This is a genomic window from Streptomyces sp. SID14515 (assembly GCF_010548505.1).
Taxonomy (GTDB): domain Bacteria; phylum Actinomycetota; class Actinomycetes; order Streptomycetales; family Streptomycetaceae; genus Streptomyces; species Streptomyces caviscabies.
The window spans coordinates 96,567-111,174 of the sequence record NZ_JAAGMH010000130.1 but is presented as its reverse complement, the minus strand read 5'-3'; the positions used below and the strand labels follow the sequence as shown (position 1 = coordinate 111,174).

The 14,608-nt window shown below is 70.8% G+C and carries 9 protein-coding genes; 7 read left to right on the top strand and 2 right to left on the bottom strand.

Translation table 11 applies throughout. The annotated features are described in order from the left end of the window. Positions 1–31: 31 nt before the first annotated feature. Together G3I54_RS31100 and G3I54_RS31095 are read right to left on the bottom strand one after the other, a co-directional pair. Positions 32–2,383 (bottom strand): AbfB domain-containing protein, encoded by a 2,352-nt coding sequence (locus G3I54_RS31100; RefSeq protein ID WP_164619463.1) that lies wholly within the window; start codon positions 2,381–2,383, stop codon positions 32–34. A gap of 59 nt (positions 2,384–2,442) precedes the next feature. Further along, on the bottom strand, positions 2,443–4,887 hold the full coding sequence (locus G3I54_RS31095; RefSeq protein WP_164619461.1) for an RICIN domain-containing protein: 2,445 nt from the start codon (positions 4,885–4,887) through the stop codon (positions 2,443–2,445). A gap of 539 nt (positions 4,888–5,426) precedes the next feature. Here G3I54_RS31095 and G3I54_RS31090 point away from each other — a divergent pair. From G3I54_RS31090 to G3I54_RS31060, 7 genes are all read left to right on the top strand, one after another. Then, positions 5,427–6,509 carry an ABC transporter substrate-binding protein gene (locus tag G3I54_RS31090; protein ID WP_164619459.1) on the top strand — a complete coding sequence of 361 codons (1,083 nt, stop codon included), beginning with the start codon at positions 5,427–5,429 and terminating at the stop codon, positions 6,507–6,509. A 95-nt stretch (positions 6,510–6,604) separates the two neighbouring features. Beyond that, the gene (locus tag G3I54_RS31085) at positions 6,605–8,224 is read left to right on the top strand and encodes a sugar ABC transporter ATP-binding protein (RefSeq protein ID WP_164619457.1); all 1,620 of its coding nucleotides are present in this window, start codon (positions 6,605–6,607) and stop codon (positions 8,222–8,224) included. Continuing rightward, positions 8,221–9,195 (top strand): ABC transporter permease, encoded by a 975-nt coding sequence (locus G3I54_RS31080; protein WP_032788741.1) that lies wholly within the window; start codon positions 8,221–8,223, stop codon positions 9,193–9,195. The genes G3I54_RS31085 and G3I54_RS31080 overlap by 4 nt, the downstream gene beginning before the upstream one ends. Beyond that, on the top strand, positions 9,192–10,238 hold the full coding sequence (locus tag G3I54_RS31075) for an ABC transporter permease (protein ID WP_164619455.1): 1,047 nt from the start codon (positions 9,192–9,194) through the stop codon (positions 10,236–10,238). The genes G3I54_RS31080 and G3I54_RS31075 overlap by 4 nt, the downstream gene beginning before the upstream one ends. Before the next feature lie 44 nt (positions 10,239–10,282). Continuing rightward, a complete protein-coding gene (locus G3I54_RS31070) occupies positions 10,283–11,314 on the top strand; it encodes a LacI family DNA-binding transcriptional regulator (RefSeq protein ID WP_164619453.1) in 1,032 nt (343 codons plus the stop codon). 79 nt (positions 11,315–11,393) lie between these two features. After that, positions 11,394–12,455 carry an aldose epimerase family protein gene (locus tag G3I54_RS31065; protein ID WP_164619451.1) on the top strand — a complete coding sequence of 354 codons (1,062 nt, stop codon included), beginning with the start codon at positions 11,394–11,396 and terminating at the stop codon, positions 12,453–12,455. A 139-nt stretch (positions 12,456–12,594) separates the two neighbouring features. Beyond that, positions 12,595–14,598 carry a TetM/TetW/TetO/TetS family tetracycline resistance ribosomal protection protein gene (locus G3I54_RS31060; protein WP_164619449.1) on the top strand — a complete coding sequence of 668 codons (2,004 nt, stop codon included), beginning with the start codon at positions 12,595–12,597 and terminating at the stop codon, positions 14,596–14,598. The last annotated feature ends 10 nt before the right edge of the window (positions 14,599–14,608 follow it).

Genomic DNA, 14,608 nt, shown 5'->3' with positions numbered 1-14,608 from the left:
AGCCGGGCCCCTGCCCGTGCCCGTGGTCAGATCACGGCGCCCACGGGGCGTCCACCGCCCACGTCGTGTCCTCGGTGAACAGCGCGGGGTTGTCGAAGGGCTGCCCGCCGCCCGGAGTGGCCAGCCACACCTCCGAGTCGATGTGGCGCAGATAGCCGCCCGGCAGATTGGCGCTGGTGAACCGCACCCCGCCGTTACCCGCGACCGCGCACCACGTCGCATCCGCCTTGAACAGCGCGGAGTCGTCGTCGGCGTCGCGGCGCACCCGGAACTCCCGGTGGCGGAGGAACTCACCGGGGTAGTTCCGGGACTCGAAGGAGTAGCAGTTGCTGTTGGCGAGCCCCGGGACGATCTTCCAGGTGGCGTCCGCCTTCAGCACGGCCGGACTCCCGCCGTCGACCACCGCGGTTGCGGCCAGCCCCTCGTAGTGGCGCAGATGCTTGGTGGTGTGTCCCGGCGTCGTGACCCGCAGCGACTTGTACTGCCCGGTGGGGAGGTCCACCGGGGGAGCGGGGTTCCGGGACGCGTGGATGAGGGCCTCGTTGGCGGCCTTCACCCGGGCAGTGTCGACCTTCACCACCTGGCGGTCGTACGTCAGCAGCCCGTTCGCCTCGTTCTCGACGTCCGTGATCTCCGTGTAGACGGACGCGGAGAGCCCGGCGGGCAGTTGGCCGATCCGGATGGCGTCCAGAAGGCCGACGAACCGGTTGTTGAGCGCGGCGATGCTCGGCTGGTCCTCGTAGCTGAAACCGCCGCCCGGATACCACTCGTGGCCCGGCACCTTGTAGCCCAGTCCGCCGAACTCCCCGAGCACGGCCGCCCGGGTGGCGCTCGGCGCGGTGTTGCCGGGGCCGACGTAGATGTGGTTGTCCACCACGTCGCCGTTGCCGCCGTCGACCGAGCCGCAGCAGTTGACCCCGCTCATGTTGTTCACGAGACGCGAGGGGTCCTGGGCCTTGACCTCGTCGGCGATCCTGGCCTGGTCGTACTGCCCCCAGCCCTCGTTCTGGTTGACCCACATCACCACCGAGGGCGAACTGCGGTGCTGGTCGATGATGTTGCGGTACTCCGCCTCCCACTGGGTGCGCGCCGGCCCGTCCGGCACCTTGCCGGTGTCCATCGACGGCATGTCCTGCCACACCAGCAGACCCAGCTTGTCCGCCCAGTAGAACCACCGTTGCGGCTCCACCTTGATGTGCTTGCGGACCATGTTGAACCCGAGGTCCTTGTGCGCCTGGAGGTCGTGTTTCAGCGCCTCGTCGCTCGGCGCGGTGTAGATGCCGTCCGGCCAGTAGCCCTGGTCCAGGGTGCCCGTCTGGAACACGAACTCCCCGTTGAGCACCGGCCGCAGGATGTTGTCCACCTTGGCGATCCCGATCGACCGCATGCCGGTGTAACCGCCCACGGTGTCGGTGACGGCCGAGCCGTCGAGGAGATCCGCCTTCACGTCGTACAGGAACGGGTCCTCGGGGCTCCACAGCCGCGGATTCGGAACGGGTACGGAGATCTCCCCGCCCACCGCGCCGGTCGCCGTGCCCACGACCGTACCGCCGTCGGAGACGGTGATACGCGCGCTTCCGCCCGCCGCGCCCGCCGTCTGGACCTTCACCCGCAGGGTGCTGTCGTCCAGGTTCGGCGTCATGTCGAGGCGGGTGATGTGGGCGGACGCCACCGGCTCCAGCCAGACCGTCTGCCAGATGCCGGAGGCCGCGGTGTAGAAGATGCCGCCGCCCGGATGCGGCTTCACATCGTTGATGCGCTGCTTGCCGACCGCCTGGCCGCCGGTCTGGCTCGGGTCGTACACGGAGACCACGACGGTGTTCGTCCCGCCGTTGAGCTGCGGCGTGATGTCGTACGCGAAGGAGTCGAAGCCGCCCTTGTGCGCTCCGACCTCGGTGCCGTTGACCCAGACCGTGGTCTGCCAGTCGGAGGCCCCGAAGTGCAGTTTCACCCGGCGGCCATCCCAGTTCGCGGGGACGCTGAAGGTCCGCTTGTACCAGAGCTTGTCGTTCTCGGTGATCCGGCGCTGGATGCCGGAGAGCGCGGACTCGGCGACGAACGGGACCCGGATCTGCTCCGGGAACGTCGCGGGCTGCCCGGCGTCACGGCCGGTGACCGCGAAGTCCCAGATGCCGTTGAGATTCGTCCAGTCCGGGCGGGTCAGCTGCGGGCGCGGATACTCCGGCAGCGGCTCGTCCACCGGGACCTCGTTCGTCCACGGCGTCGTCATGGGCGCCGGCTTCGGCTCCCAGGCGGCGGGCGCGGCGGCGGCCAGCGACATACCGGTCCCCACGAGGGCGGTGGCCACCAGGGCGAGCAGGCCGGTGGTGGCCGTTAATCTCCGCCACCAGGAGCGATGGCGGGGTGCGGGTGCTGGTCGCATGGTCGAACATCCCTTTCTACGGCTGTACGGGAAGGGGCGAGCGGTACGTCAGAGGGCTCTCACAGCAGCCGCCACAGATGGTCGGCCGTTCCGTTGTCGTCGTACTGGACGACATGGGCGCTGTCGGCGGTGGACATCCCGTCCACGCCGAGCACCTTGTCCGAGTTCCGGTTGCGGATCCGGTACCAGCCGTCGCCGTCCGGGACGAGCTGCCACAGATGGTCGGCGGTGTCGTTGTCGTCGAACTGCACGACGTGCGCGCTGTTCTCGGTCGACATCAGGTCGACGCCCAGCACCTTGCCGGAGTGCTGGTTGCGGATCCGGTACCAGCCGTCGCCGTTGGCCACCAGCCGCCACAGATGGTCGGCCGTCCCCGTGTCGCCGAACTGGACCACGTGCGCGCTGTTCGCGGTCGACATGCCGTCCACGCCGAGCACCTTCCCGGAGTGCCGGTTCGCGATCCGGTACCAGCGGTCCGCGAGCCACGGTTCGCCGTCCGGGGCCGCAGTCGGGAACGACGTGATCCGCAGCCGGGCCGCGCCCATCGGGACGAGCGTGACCTCCTCGACCGACTCCGTCGAGCGCGCCGGGCCGGCCTGGAGAGGGGCGACCACGTGCTCGTCGTCCGCCGTCCACTCGGGGATGCGACGGGCCCGGGCGGTCATCGTGAGCGGGGTTCCGGAATGGGTGAACGGGTTGTCGCCGGGGGCCCGGCCCGTGGAGCGGTGGCGCAGGGAGGCGGTGGGGCGGGCGGTGTCCAGGACGAGGCCGTAGTTCCACGGGCTCGTGGCGTGGACCGCGTACTCGGGGAACGTATCGCTGCCGCCGATCCGCTCGTACTCCTCCCCGATGCGCAGGGAGTACGTGAGTGGCCCGTGGTCCACGCTGACGGAGCCGTGGTTGTCCGCCCAGGTGCGTACGGCGGTGCGCTGCGGCAGCCGCAGGGTGACCTTGTCGCCGCCGGACCAGGTCCGCTCGATCCGGGTGAAGGCCGGTCCGGCGGGCGCGGCGACCCGCTGACCGTTGACCCGGATCTCCGGGTCCGCGCACCAGGCCGGGACGCGCAGGACCAATGGGAAGTCCAGCGGCCTCGGCGAGGCGAGGGTGAGCTCGACCGTGTCCGTGAAGGGGTAGCCGGTCTCCTCGGTGAACGTCACCTCCGTGCCGTCCGCCACCTTCGCCGTCACCTCGCTCGGCGCGTACATCGCCGCGGCGAGACCGCCGTCCGGGGTGGCGAGCCACAGCTCCTCGGTGAAGTACGGCCAGCCCATGCCGTAGTTGTGCGGGCAGCAGCGGTACTGGTCGACGCCCGGCAGATACGCCAGCATCGCGAAGGGGTTCTGGAACTGGCGGTCCCGCTTGGGCTCGTCGTCCAGGTCCACGCTGTTGGCGCAGGTGATGTAGTGGACGGCCTTGCCCGACGGATCGAGCGAGGCCGGGAGCGAGTTGAACGCCAGCTCCTCGCAGCGGTCCGCCCACAGCGGGTCTCCGGTGATCCGGGTGAGCAGCTGGTGGCTTGCCATGAACTCGACGATCCCGCAGGTCTCGAAGCCCTGGCGCGGGTCGCCGTGGCCCGGCCGGGCGTTCTCGTCGCCCGCGAAGCCGCCGCCGGGGAACTGGCCGTAGGCGTCCATGGCCTTCGCGTACGTGCCGTAGGTGTTCCGGGTGTCGGTGGCGGAGCCGCTGCGCAGCGCGAACTGGGCCGGCTCGCGGAAACCCTGGGCGATGTTCACGTTGTGCGGGTCGACCAGGTTGTCGCCCCAGTCGGCCCCGTACCGGTGGATCTTGTCGACGAGGTCCAGGAGGAAGGCGTCGCTGGTGCGGTTGTAGAGCCACATGACGCTGTCCAGGCCGTCGCCCCAGCGCAGCGCGATCCAGCTGGTGTCGAAGGCGCCCGGGCCCTGGGCGTTCATGTAGCGGAAGAAGCGGCTCAGGAACGGGATGATCCGGGTGTCGCCGCTGTACTCCTGCCAGGAGCGCAGGGCCTGGATCAGGGGCAGGAACGGCCAGAAGTCGGGCCCGCCGTTCAGCGAGGTCCGCAGCGCCTTCGGGCCGAAGAAGCCGTCGGACTGACCGGTGGCGAGAATCGCGTCCATCCAGCGGCGGGTGGTCGCCAGCGCGCTCGCGTCACCGGTGACGATCGCGAGATCGGCGTATCCGCGCAGCCAGTACGGGACTTCCTCCCAGCCGCCCCGGTCCGGGCGCACCCAGCCGGTCGCCGTGAAGTCCAGGAAGTGCGAGAACTCCTCGTACCGGCCGCACAGCCCCTCCAGTTGGAGCTTCAGCTGCCCGGCCAGCCAGCCGCGCGCCGCCACCCTGCCCGGCGGCAGCTTCAGGAACGCGGTGGGACGCAGGGGCGCGGCGTTGGGGGAGTAGTGGCCGCCCCGGGCGGCCGACGCCCGGTGGCGGTCGGGCGTCGCGGCGGTCGCCCACCGGCTTGCCGTGCCGGTCGCGACGGCCGTGGCCACCGCGGTGGTGATGAGCTGCCTGCGGTTCAGGGGCATCGGTGCGGCTCCTGCTCTCGGCCCGGCCGGCTGTGCCGCGGCCGGGCTCGGTGGGGGTGGTGGCGCGCGGGCGAGCGTGTGCGGGACCGCCCGGCCGGGGGAGCGGTGGGGCGGCCGGTCGGGCGCATGCCGAAGGTCGCCGTCGCGCGGTCGGTCCGGCGTACGGCAGCCGTTCTTGCAACGTTGGAAATGTGGCGTCCGGCGGTATGACAGCACGGTGCCGGGCGGCTGTCCAGAGGTCGCGCAGGACCCGTTGCCGTAGGGCGGGCCGATTGCCGCGCACCGGCCCGGGCCCTCGGCCGACACATTTTGGAAACGCATCGACAACGCTCTTGCCGCCCGTGCCGCACCGCCTATATAACGTTGTAAACCGAGCCGCCGACAGGCCGCGCAGGCTCTCACGACCGCTGTTCCCGCAGTACGGAGCAGGGGTGTGAGGAATGCAGCGGCATCGGCCGCAGAGCAGCCGATGCCTCGTCCCGCATGCCCGACCGCACGCCGATCAGCGTGCCGTCAACCCGCCAAGGAGCGTTCCGCGCATGATGATCCAGCGTCGATCCCGTACCCTCGCCGTGGCCTGTGTCCTCGCCGTCACCACGCTGGCCGCCGCCGGCTGCGCCAAGTCGGAGACCTCCAACAACGCGGGCGGCGACAGCAGTCAGGGCGCGCAGGAGGCCAAGACCCCCGATTCCTCGTCCGGTTCGGGCTGCAAGCTGGAGACCTACGGCGCGCCCAAGCTGGACCTGAAGGACGCCGTGGTCGGCTTCTCCCAGTCGGAGAAGGAGGCCAACCCCTTCCGGATCGCCGAGACCCAGTCCATCAAGGACGAGGCGAAGAAGATCGGCGTCAAGAAGCTCCTCACCACCAACGCGCAGTCCCAGCTGTCGAAGCAGATCAGCGACATCCAGGACATGCTGTCCCAGGGGGCCCAGTTCCTCATCGTCGCCCCGCTCAACTCCGACGGCCTGGAGCCCGCGTTGAAGGCGGCGGCCGCCAAGAAGGTGCCCGTCCTCACCATCGACCGCAAGGTCAACTCCACCGCCTGCAAGGACTACGTGGCCTTCCTCGGCTCCGACTTCGTCGAGCAGGGCAAGCGCGCCGCCGACGCGATGATCAAGGTCACCGGCGGCAAGGGCAAGGTCGCGATCCTGCTCGGCGCGTCCGGCAACAACGTCACCACCGACCGCACCAAGGGCTTCGTCGACCAGGTCAAGGCCGAGGCCCCCGGCCTGGAGATCGTCGCCCAGCAGACCGGCGAGTTCGCCCGCGACAAGGGCCAGCAGGTCATGGAACAGCTCATCCAGTCCAAGCCCGACATCACCGCCGTCTACGCCGAGAACGACGAGATGGGCCTCGGCGCGGTCACCGCGCTGAAGGCGGCCGGGAAGAAGCCCGGCAAGGACGTCAAGATCGTCTCGGTCGACGGCACCCGCAACGCCGTCCAGGCCCTGGTCAACGGCGAGTACAACGCCGTCATCGAGTCCAACCCGCGCTTCGGCCCGCTCGCCTTCGCCACCGCGCAGAAGTTCTACGCCGGCGAGGAGATCCCGGAGAACGTGATCATCACCGACCGCGAGTACGACGAGGCCAACGCCAAGGAATCGCTCGGCGGAGCGTACTGACCCCACCGGACGGCCGGCCGCCGCGACCCCGGGGCATTCCCGAGGCGTCACGGCGGCCCGGCACCGTTTCCCGTAACACCGGAAGGCCAGGATTCATGGCACCAACCCAAGCGACACCCCAGCATCCGGAGACCGCCGGCGCCGGTGCCGCCGCCGTGGCGGACCCCGTCCTGGAAGCGCGCTCGGTGAGCAAGCGGTTCCCGGGCGTCGTCGCCCTGGACGGCGTCTCCTTCGCGCTGCGCGCGGGCGAGGTCCACGCGCTCGTCGGCGAGAACGGGGCCGGCAAGTCCACCCTGATCAAGGTGCTCACCGGCGTCTACCGCAGCGACGAGGGCGAGGTGCGGGTGGCCGGCGAACCGGTCCGCTTCGCCCGCCCGTTCGAGGCGCAGCAGGCCGGGATCTCCACCATCTACCAGGAGGTGAACCTCGTCCCGCTGATGAGCGTGGCGCGCAACATCTTCCTGGGCCGGGAGCCGAAGAACCGTTTCGGGCTCATCGACTTCGCCCGGATGAACCGCGAGACCGCCGAACTCCTCGACGGCTTCGGCGTCCGCGTCGACCCCAAGCGCCCGTTGCACACCCTCGGCATCGGCACCCAGCAGATGGTCGCGCTCGCCCGCGCCGTCTCCGTACGGGCCCAGGTCGTCATCATGGACGAACCCACCTCGTCGCTGGAGCCCCGCGAGGTCGAGACCCTCTTCCGGGTCATCGAGAACCTGCGCGGGCAGGGCATCGCCGTCCTCTACGTCAGCCACCGCATGGACGAGCTCTACCGGATCTGCGACCGGGTCACCGTCCTGCGCGACGGCCGCCACATCCACACCGGCGAACTCGCCCCGCTGGAGCGGATGCAGCTGGTGTCGATGATGCTCGGCCGCGACATGGCCGAGGTGCGCCGCGAGGGCCTCACCAACTTCGACGCCGCCGGACACGAGGTGGCCCGCACCCCCGTCCTCACCGCCACCGGCCTCGACCGCCGCCACCAACTGCACGACATATCCGTGGAGTTGTACGCCGGTGAGGTGCTGGGACTCGGCGGGCTGCTGGGCTCCGGCCGCAGCGAGACCGCCAAGGCGCTGACCGGCGCGCTGCCGCTGGACGGCGGCGAGATCACCGTCGACGGCAAGCGCATCGGCCGCCCCACCCCGGCCGCCGCCATCCGCGCGGGCATCAGCATGCTCCCCGAGGACCGCAAGGCCGAGGGCATCGTCCCCGGACTCTCCGTCCGCGAGAACATCGTGCTCGCCGCCATGCCCCGGCTCTCCCGGGCCGGCATCGTCTCCCGTGCCAAGCAGGACCGCATCGTCGACATCTTCATGAAGCGGCTGCGGATCAAGGCATCCAGCCCCGAACAGAAGGTTGGAGAACTCTCCGGCGGCAACCAGCAGAAGGTGCTGCTGGCCCGCTGGCTCTGCCTGGAGCCCAAGGTGCTGCTGCTCGACGAGCCCACCCGGGGCATCGACGTCGGCGCCAAGGCCGAGGTGCAATCCCTCATCGACGAACTCGCCCGCGAAGGCCTCGCCGTACTGCTGATCTCCTCCGACATCGAGGAGCTGATCGAGGGCGCCGACCGCATCGTCGTCCTGCGCGGCGGCGCGGTCGCCGGTGAACTCGCCGGCGACGAGGTGGACGAGAGCCGCCTGCTCGAAGTGCTCGCCGACCACACGCCCGACACCGGCGGGAAGGTCCCGGCCGGCCAGGAGGACCCCCGATGACCACCCAGGCCACCCTGCCACGCCCCGCGAAGCCGCTGGCCCGGCTCCGCGACCCCGCCTGGTACCAGGAGTACGGCGTGTACGCGGCCGTCGCCGTCGTCCTGCTGTTCAACGCCCTGTTCACCGAGCACTTCATGACGGCCGACAACCTGCGTACCCAGCTCGTCCAGGTCGCGCCCATCGTGATCGTCGCGCTCGGCATGGCCCTGGTCATCGGCACCGAGGGCATCGACCTCTCCGTCGGCTCCACCATGGCGCTCGCCGCCGCCCTGCTGCCGCTCTACCTCGGCTACGGACTCGTTCCCGCGCTCCTGATCGCGCTGCTCGCCGGTGCGGTGGTCGGCGCGATCAACGGGACGCTCGTCTCGCTCGTCGGTCTGCAACCCATCGTCGCCACGCTCGCCCTGTTCGTCGGCGGCCGGGGCCTCGCCCTCGTCATGGCGGACGGTCAGCTCAAGCAGATCGTCAACCCGGACATCCTCGCGCTCGGCACCGGCTCCTTCCTCGGCATCCCGACGGTCGTCCTCATCGCGGGCGTCCTCGCGCTGGCCGTCGCGTTCCTGGTGCAGCGCACCACCTTCGGCCGCCAGATCGTCGCCATCGGCGGCAACCGCTCGGCCGCCGCGCTGTCCGGGCTGCCCGTCAAACGCGTCCTGATCGGCGTCTACATCCTCTGCGGGGTGATGGCCGCCCTCGCCGGCATCCTCGCCACCGCCCGGCTCACCGCCAGCGACCCGTCCTCGCTCGGCACCCTCATGGAGCTCTCCGCCATCACGGCCGTCGTCGTCGGCGGCACCCCGCTGAACGGCGGCTCCATCCGGGTGCTCGGCACCGTCGCGGGCGCCCTGCTGATGCAGCTGCTGCGCGCCACCCTCGTCAAGCACGACCTGCCCGACTCCACCGCACAGATCGCCCAGGCGGCCATCATCATCGCCGCCGTCTACGTCGCCCGGGAGCGTCGGTCCCGATGAAGAACACCACACCCGCCGCCCCGGCCCCCCAGACGCCGGCGCCGCTCAAGAACGCCCCCTCGCGCACCGAACCCCGGCCCGAGCGCTCCACCGGCTCCCGTGTCGGCGAACTCGTCCAGCGTCAGGGCGTCCTCGCGGTCCTGCTGACCGTGATCCTCATCGCCTCGTTCGTCTACCCGACCTTCGCCAGCCTCGACAACGCCCGGGGCGTCACCGTCCAGGCCTCGTTCCTCGCGATCGTCGCCCTCGGCATGACCCTGGTCATCATCACCGGCGGCATCGACCTCTCCGTCGGCTCCGTCTTCGCCCTCGGCGGCGTCCTAGCGGCCTGGGCCTCGCAATGGGGCTTCCTCGCCGCCCTGCTCGTACCCCTGGTGGTCTGCGGCACGATCGGGCTGGTCAACGGCCTGCTCATCGCCCGCGCCAACATGGCGCCCTTCATCGTCACGCTCGCCACCCTCCTCGCGGCGCGCGGCATGCTGCTCGCCTTCACCGACGAGGGCGCCACCACCTACCTGGTCCCCAAGGACTCCGCGTTCGCCGAGCTCGGCCAGGGCAGCGTCTGGGGCTTCGGCTACCCGATCCTCATCGCGCTGGCCCTCTTCGGAGCCGGTGGGCTGCTCCTCCAGCGGACCTCGTTCGGGCAGACCCTGTTCGCGGTCGGCGGCAGCAGCGACGCGGCCACCCTGATGGGCCTGCCCGTCGCCCGGACGAAGATCCTCGTCTACACCCTCAGCGGACTGCTCGCCGGACTCGCCGGAGCGCTGAACGCCGCCCGCCTCTCCTCCGGTGTCACCATCGTCGGCGTCGGCATGGAGCTGGACGCGATCTCCGCCGTCGTCATCGGCGGCACCCTCCTCATCGGCGGAGCGGGCTCGGTCAGCGGCACCCTCTGGGGCGTCCTGCTGCTCGCCGTGATCCAGAACCTCATCAACCAGATCGGCTCGCTCAACTCCTCGTACCAGTCGGTGGTCAGCGGCGGCTTCCTTATCGTTGTCGTGGTGGCGCAGCGTTACCTCGCGCGCAGCCGCAGAACCACCTGAACCGTGCGGATCGGGCCGAGTCGAACCAAGCAACAAGGAGTGCCGTGGGCGTCAGCCTCAAGGACGTAGCTCAACGGGCGGGCGTGTCCATCAAGACCGTGTCGAACGTGGTCAACAACTACCAGCACGTCACCCCGAAGATGCGGGCCAAGGTCCAGCAGGCGATCGACGAGCTCGGCTACCGGCCGAACCTCACCGCCCGTCATCTGCGCAAGGGCCGCACCGGCATCATCGCCCTGGCCGTCCCCGAATTCGGCAACCCGTACTTCGCGGAGCTGGCCGGCGAGGTCGTCGACGCGGCCGCCCGGCACGACTACACCGTCCTGGTCGACCACACCGCGGGCCAGCGGGAGAAGGAACTGCTGGTCTGCCAGGGCTTCCGCTCCCATGTCATCGACGGCCTCATCCTCAGCCCCATCCACCTGGAGACCGAGGACCTGATGGCCCGCACCGAGACCGCGCCGCTGGTGCTGCTCGGCGAGCGCGAGTACGAAGCCCCCTACGACCACATCGCCATCGACAACGTGGCCGCCGCCCGCGAGGCCGTCGCCCACCTCGTCGCCCTCGGCCACCGCCGGATCGCCTTCCTCGGCTCCCGCACCGGCCAGGAACGCCAGCCCGCCCACCTCAGGCTGCGCGGATGGCGCGAGGAGCTGGCCGCCTCCGGCATCGAACCGGACGAGTCCCTGGTCGTCGTCACCGACGGCTACGGACGCGAGGACGGGGCCGCCGCCATGGCCTCCCTCCTCGACCGGGGCGAGCGGCCCGACGCCGTGTTCGCGTACAACGACATGATCGCGACCGGGGCCATGCGCACCATCACCGAACGCGGCCTCACCATCCCGGACGACATCGCCGTCGTCGGCTTCGACGACATCGAGGAGAGCCGGTACGGGGCCACCACCCTCACCACCATCGCGCCGGACAAGGCGGCCATCGCCCGGCTCGCCGTCGACAGCCTCGTCGAACGCCTCGCGGGCACCCCGGTCGCCGAACCCCGCCGGCCCCGCCCCGGCTACCGCCTCGTCGTCCGCGAGTCCACCACGCCCCGCGAGGCCTCCGGACCGGCCCGCTAGCGGCCGCTGCCGAGGCCCGAAGTCCGAGGCCCGACGGCCCCTGCCACGAGGTCCCTTCCCCACCCCCAAGGAACTCCTCATGCCCACCGTGCACCGCAAACCGTTCGGCCGCGCCCACGGGCAGAGCGAGATCGACCTCTGGACCCTCGACTCGGGCGCCGGCGTCCGGGCCGAGGTCCTCACCTACGGCGGTGTCCTGCACAGCCTCACCGTGCCGGACACCGCCGGAGAACCCGGCCCGGTCGTCCGCTCGCTGCCCGCGCTCGACGACTACACCGACAAGAACCCGTACTTCGGGGCCGTCGTCGGCCGGTACGCCAACCGCATCGCCCACGGCCGCTTCACCCTCGACGGGGCCACCCACCACATCCCCGCCAACGACCGGGGCCACGCCCTGCACGGCGGCCCCGACGGCTTCCACACCAAGGTCTGGCAGGCCGCCGGACACCGTACCGACACCGCCGCCGTCCTCCGGCTCACCCTGCACAGCCCCGACGGCGACATGGGCTTCCCCGGAGCGCTCGACGTCAGCGCCACCTACACCCTGGACACCACCGGGACCCTCGCCGTCGACTACACGGCCGTCACCGACCGGCCCACCGTCGTCAACCTCACCAACCACGCCTACCTCAACCTCGGCGACGACGACATCCTCGGCCACACCCTCCAGGTCGACGCCGACGCCTACCTCCCCATCGACGCCGACTCCATCCCGGAGGGCCCGCCCGCCCCGGTGTCCGGCACCCCGTTCGACCTCACCGCCCCGCACCGCATCGGCGAACGCCTCGACCACCCCGACGCCCAACTGGAGCGGGCCGGCGGCTTCGACCACTGCTGGGTCCTGCGCCCCGCCGCCCCCGGAGCCCTGCGCCGGGCCGCCCGCCTCACCGCCCCCGGCGACCGGCGGACCCTGGAGCTCTGGACCACCGAACCGGGCCTCCAGGTCTACACCGCCAACCAGCTCGACGGCGCGTTCACCGACGGCACGGGCCGCCGCCACCAACGCCACGGATCGCTCTGCCTGGAGACCCAGCACCTGCCGGACTCGCCCAACCGCCCCGACCACCCCAGCACCGTGCTGCGCCCCGGCGAAACCCTGCGCAGCCGCACCGAATGGCGCTTCCCGCACCTACGGGCGTAATAAATCCGGTTGCGACCGGCAACGGCCCCCTGATCTACTCCCCGCAAGCCATCAGCACGACCCAGGAGTTTGAACATGCGCGGAGCTTTCGTGTTCCTTCCGACAGAAACTGACCTTTCTCTCAAGGACATGAAGCTTCGTGCACACGTTGAATCTGGGAATTCTGGCGCATGTCGACGCCGGTAAGACAAGCCTGACCGAGCGGCTGCTGTACACCGCCGGAGTCATCGACACCATCGGCAGCGTCGACGACGGCAGCACACGGACCGACTCGCTCGCCCTGGAGCGCCGCCGCGGCATCACCATCAAATCCGCCGTCGTCTCCTTCACCGCCGGCGACACCACGGTCAACCTCATCGACACCCCCGGCCACCCGGACTTCATCGCCGAGGTGGAGCGGGCCCTCGGCGTGCTCGACGGAGCCGTCCTGGTCGTCTCCGCGGTCGAGGGTGTCCAGGCCCAGACCCGCGTCCTGATGCGCACCCTGCGTCGGCTGCGGATCCCGACGCTGCTCTTCGTCAACAAGACCGACCGGGCCGGAGCGCGCTACGGCTCCCTGCTCACGAGCATCGCGGACCGGCTCTCCCGGGACATCGTCGCGATGGGCTCCACCGACCGCCTCGGCACCCGCGAGGCGACCAGTACCGCGTTCACCGACGACGACCCGGCCTTCACCGGTGCGCTCGCCGATCGGCTCACCGCCCACGACGACGAGCTGCTCGCCCTGTACGTCGACGACCCGGCGGCCCTCACCGTCGCCCGGCTGCGCGCCGCGCTGGCCGACCAGACCGCCCGCTGCCTCGTCCACCCGGTCTTCTTCGGCTCCGCCGCCACCGGAGCGGGCGTCGAGGATCTGATCACCGGCATCACCGGGCTGCTGCCCGCCGCGCGCGGCGACGCCGAAGGCCCGGTCCAAGGCAGGGTGTTCAAGGTGGACCGCGGCGCGGGCGGCGAGCGGAACGCGTACGTCCGTATGGTCGAGGGAACCGTGCGCACCCGGGACGTCCTGCCGTTCCGGAGCGCGGACGGAACGGCGGGCGAGGGCAAGGTCTCCGCGATCGAGGTGTTCGAGGACGGTACGGAGACGATCGCCGCCTCGGTCGGCGCGGGCCGCATCGGCAGACTGCGCGGCCTGGCCGGCATCCGCGTCGGCGACACCGTCGGCACGGTCCCGGCGGCGGCCGGAGCCCGGCACTTCGCACCGCCGACCCTGGAGACGATCGTCGTGCCCGCCCGCCCGGAGCACCGCGGCGCGCTCCACCTCGCGCTCGGCAGGCTCGCCGAACAGGACCCGCTGATCGGCGTCCGGCACGACGACGTCCGCCAGGAGGTCTCCCTCTCGCTGTACGGGGAGGTGCAGAAGGAGGTCGTCCAGCAGACGCTGGCCGAGGAGTTCGGCGTGGCGGTCACCTTCCGGGAGACCACCACCATCTGCCGGGAGCGTCCCGTCTCCACCGGGTCCGCCGTCGAATTCATCGACAAGGACCCCAACCCCTTCCTCGCCACCGTCGGACTGCGCGTGGAACCGGCCCCGTACGGCAGCGGCGTGGAATTCCGCCGCGAAGTGGAACTGGGCTCGATGCCCTATTCGCTGATGCGGGCGGTCGAGGACACCGTGCACGCCACCCTGAGCCAGGGAATTCATGGTTGGCAGGTCACCGATTGCGTCGTCACCCAGACGCATTCCGGATACTGGCCCCGACAGAGCCATTCCCACGGCACGTTCGACAAAAGCATGTCGAGCACGGCGGGCGATTTCCGCAATCTCACCCCGCTCGTCCTGATGGACGCGTTGCGCCGGGCCGGAACCCGGGTGTACGAGCCGATGCACCGCTTCCGGCTGGAACTGCCCGCCGACACGTACGGCCCGCTCGCCCCGGTCCTCGCCCGGCTCCGCGCGGTCCCGGGGTCGCCGGTGACGAGCGGTGGACTCTGCACCCTGGAGGGCGAGATTCCGGCGGCGCGGGTCCACGAACTCCAGCAGCTGCTCCCGGGGTTGACCCGGGGGGAGGGGGTGCTGGAGTCCGCCTTCGCCGACTACCGCCCGGTCACCGGACCGGTCCCGGACCGCCCGCGCACGGACCACGACCCGCTGCACCGCAAGGAGTACCTGCTGCGCACGGTGCGGAGGGTCGCCGGCTGAGCGTCCGGAC

Bases quoted from the DNA above. Each gene is read 5' to 3' on its own strand.
- G3I54_RS31075 (WP_164619455.1), top strand. From the start codon at position 9,192: ATGAAGAACACCACACCCGCCGCCCCGGCCCCCCAGACGCCGGCGCCG.
- G3I54_RS31095 (WP_164619461.1), bottom strand. From the start codon at position 4,887: ATGCCCCTGAACCGCAGGCAGCTCATCACCACCGCGGTGGCCACGGCC.
- G3I54_RS31100 (WP_164619463.1), bottom strand. From the start codon at position 2,383: ATGCGACCAGCACCCGCACCCCGCCATCGCTCCTGGTGGCGGAGATTA.
- G3I54_RS31085 (WP_164619457.1), top strand. From the start codon at position 6,605: ATGGCACCAACCCAAGCGACACCCCAGCATCCGGAGACCGCCGGCGCC.
- G3I54_RS31080 (WP_032788741.1), top strand. From the start codon at position 8,221: ATGACCACCCAGGCCACCCTGCCACGCCCCGCGAAGCCGCTGGCCCGG.
- G3I54_RS31065 (WP_164619451.1), top strand. From the start codon at position 11,394: ATGCCCACCGTGCACCGCAAACCGTTCGGCCGCGCCCACGGGCAGAGC.
- G3I54_RS31090 (WP_164619459.1), top strand. From the start codon at position 5,427: ATGATGATCCAGCGTCGATCCCGTACCCTCGCCGTGGCCTGTGTCCTC.